At 47.5% G+C, this 2,365-nt stretch carries 1 protein-coding gene; it reads left to right on the top strand.

Going from position 1 to position 2,365, the window contains the following annotated elements; translation table 11 throughout:
- A partial coding sequence (locus tag ACUVJL_RS38630) for a helicase-related protein (RefSeq protein ID WP_445250646.1) occupies nucleotides 1-2,365 on the top strand: 2,365 nt, incomplete at both ends.

Raw genomic sequence — 2,365 nt, 5'->3', positions numbered from 1 at the left:
CTGGAGAGACACCTGTTTGGGATACGCAGCCACAAGACCGAGAATGGACGCTTGATAAAATAAAACGCCGATGGGTTTGTGCCAAGTTAAATCGAACTACAGGCGCACTTACGCAGAATAGCACTCAACCACAAGTAGATGAAGAAATACCAGGGTGGCTCTATCAAGTGGTAGGCAATCATCCAGAAGAACGAGCATTGCCAAGTAAATGTCCTCGCTGTGATGCTGACTACGGAAGACGAGACAAATTTCCTACTCCCCTGCGTTTCCACCGCACCGGATTTCAGAAAGCTTGCCAAGTGCTTGCCAGTGGACTTATGAGAGAAATGCCAGCACCAATAAGCCCCACCAGTCGCTCGTCTCGCAAGCTGGTCATATTTTCCGACAGCCGTCAAGATGCCGCCAAGCTAGCTGCAGGGATGGAGCGCGATCATTATCGCGACATGGCGCGGATGTTACTGATTCAGTCTTTTCAAGATTATTGGAATGACTTTGTAGGCTTCCTCCGCATTACTTGTGCAAATAACCAAACAGCACTGACTAGGTTGCAGGCATTGAACCCAGATCTTTACACTGCTGTTGTTGCGAATCCGCAGCCTGATGATATGGTTCGGCGCAACCGATTTCGCAATACTAATCAGGCTTTGGTAAATGAAGCAAGAGACTGGATTGATGATTTGCCCTCAAGTAATCAGCAGGCTCGTGACGAATGGCTAGGATTACTAGAGCGCTACCCAGGGGGAATTCCTCTTCTGAATTTGCGGGATAAGATTCGAGATGGCCTTCTCAATTATGGCATTTGTCCGGGCAGACCCAGCTTTCGGACTATGACCTATACAGTCGGACAGGGAAGGGGAGTAGAAAGGTTTCCTTGGTTTGATTGCTACAACTGGAATGCTAATCCAATCGCACGAGTTATTCCCGGCACCCAGGAACAGAGAGCTCATGCTGACCTGTTGGAAGCTCTCTTAACTGAAGAGTTGATGTATGCTCTTTTCCCCCACATTGCTCGGACTATTGAAGGACTGGCACAGGGTTGGGTTAGCTATCAATATCAAGGAAACCGAACTCCGTTGATTGAAGCAACTGAAGCAGTGATTCGACAATTAGGAATTCGGAAATTACATCGCTATTTTTCCCATGTCCGTCTCGACAATAATTCAGATTTGCCTAAGTTTGCTCAACGGTACATTAGTAGAACGGACATTGAACTAAGCGACGTGCAGCATCAGTTACAACAAGTCATTCCAATCCAACCTTCAAATCAATCTCAAAGTCAACGATTTATACTCGATCCCGATCGCCTCTATCTCGTTTTACCACCCCCGGCAAATTCTGATGGTTCGCGTCCGGGATTCCGTTGTCCGCAATGCAATGCTTTCTTTATTCAACCTGCTGCTGGAGTTTGCCCCGAATGTAACAGCGATCGCCGCTTCGACAATCCCAACATTCCCACAATTCATCTAACCCCCGGACGGACAACCACTGACTTTGATTACTATACCTATCTCTCAGAACAATCAGGTCAGCCCTTCCGCATGAATGCAGAGGAATTAACGGGTCAAACTGACAAAAAAGAGCGAACTAGGCGCCAGGGGTTATTTCAAGACATCCCTATCAACCAGGAAATTTTGCGGGTTCAGGGTATCGACTTACTGAGCGTCACAACGACAATGGAAGCGGGAGTAGATATTGGTGCATTGCTAGCAGTAATGATGGCAAATATGCCACCCCGCCGATTTAATTATCAGCAACGAGTTGGTCGTGCTGGCAGGCGTTCTGCGGGAGTTTCATTAGCTGTTACCTTCTGTCGAGGTAGAAGTCACGATGACTTTTACTTCCAGCGTCCTGAAAGCATCACAGGCGATCCGCCGCCACCGCCCTACGTTGAGATGAAGAGTCAAGAAATTTTCCAGCGCGTCCTCATCAAAGAAGTGTTAAGGCAAGCTTTCACAGACACGGGAATCACTGCGTCTTTAGGTGGGACTGACAACGTACACGGTGAGTTTGGTGATGTTGCGACTTGGGATAATTATAAAGTAGCGATCGCCAATTGGTTAAACCATCCAGCCAATGAACCGAAGATTTTGTCAGTTTTGGATATTTTGCGAGTGCAAACAACATTATCGAATGCTAGTAATTCTCAAATGTTGGATTATCTCCGCCAAGACTTGATAAATGCCATTCAAAATGTTGTCAATGACCCTACATACACGCAAGATGCGTTGAGCGAACGTTTGGCCAATGCGGGGTTATTACCGATGTTTGGTTTTCCAACGCGGGTACGTTTGCTTTACACGCGCTGGCCCTCACCGGGCGCTCAATGGCCACCAGAGACGGGAATAGTCGATCGCAACCTTGATGT

Origin of the sequence: Microcoleus sp. OTE_8_concoct_300 (assembly GCF_031383065.1) — a bacterium.
Taxonomy (GTDB): Bacteria; Cyanobacteriota; Cyanobacteriia; order Cyanobacteriales; family Microcoleaceae; genus Microcoleus.
Note: the sequence above shows the minus strand (reverse complement) of the source record. Positions and strands in the feature narration are given on the sequence as shown.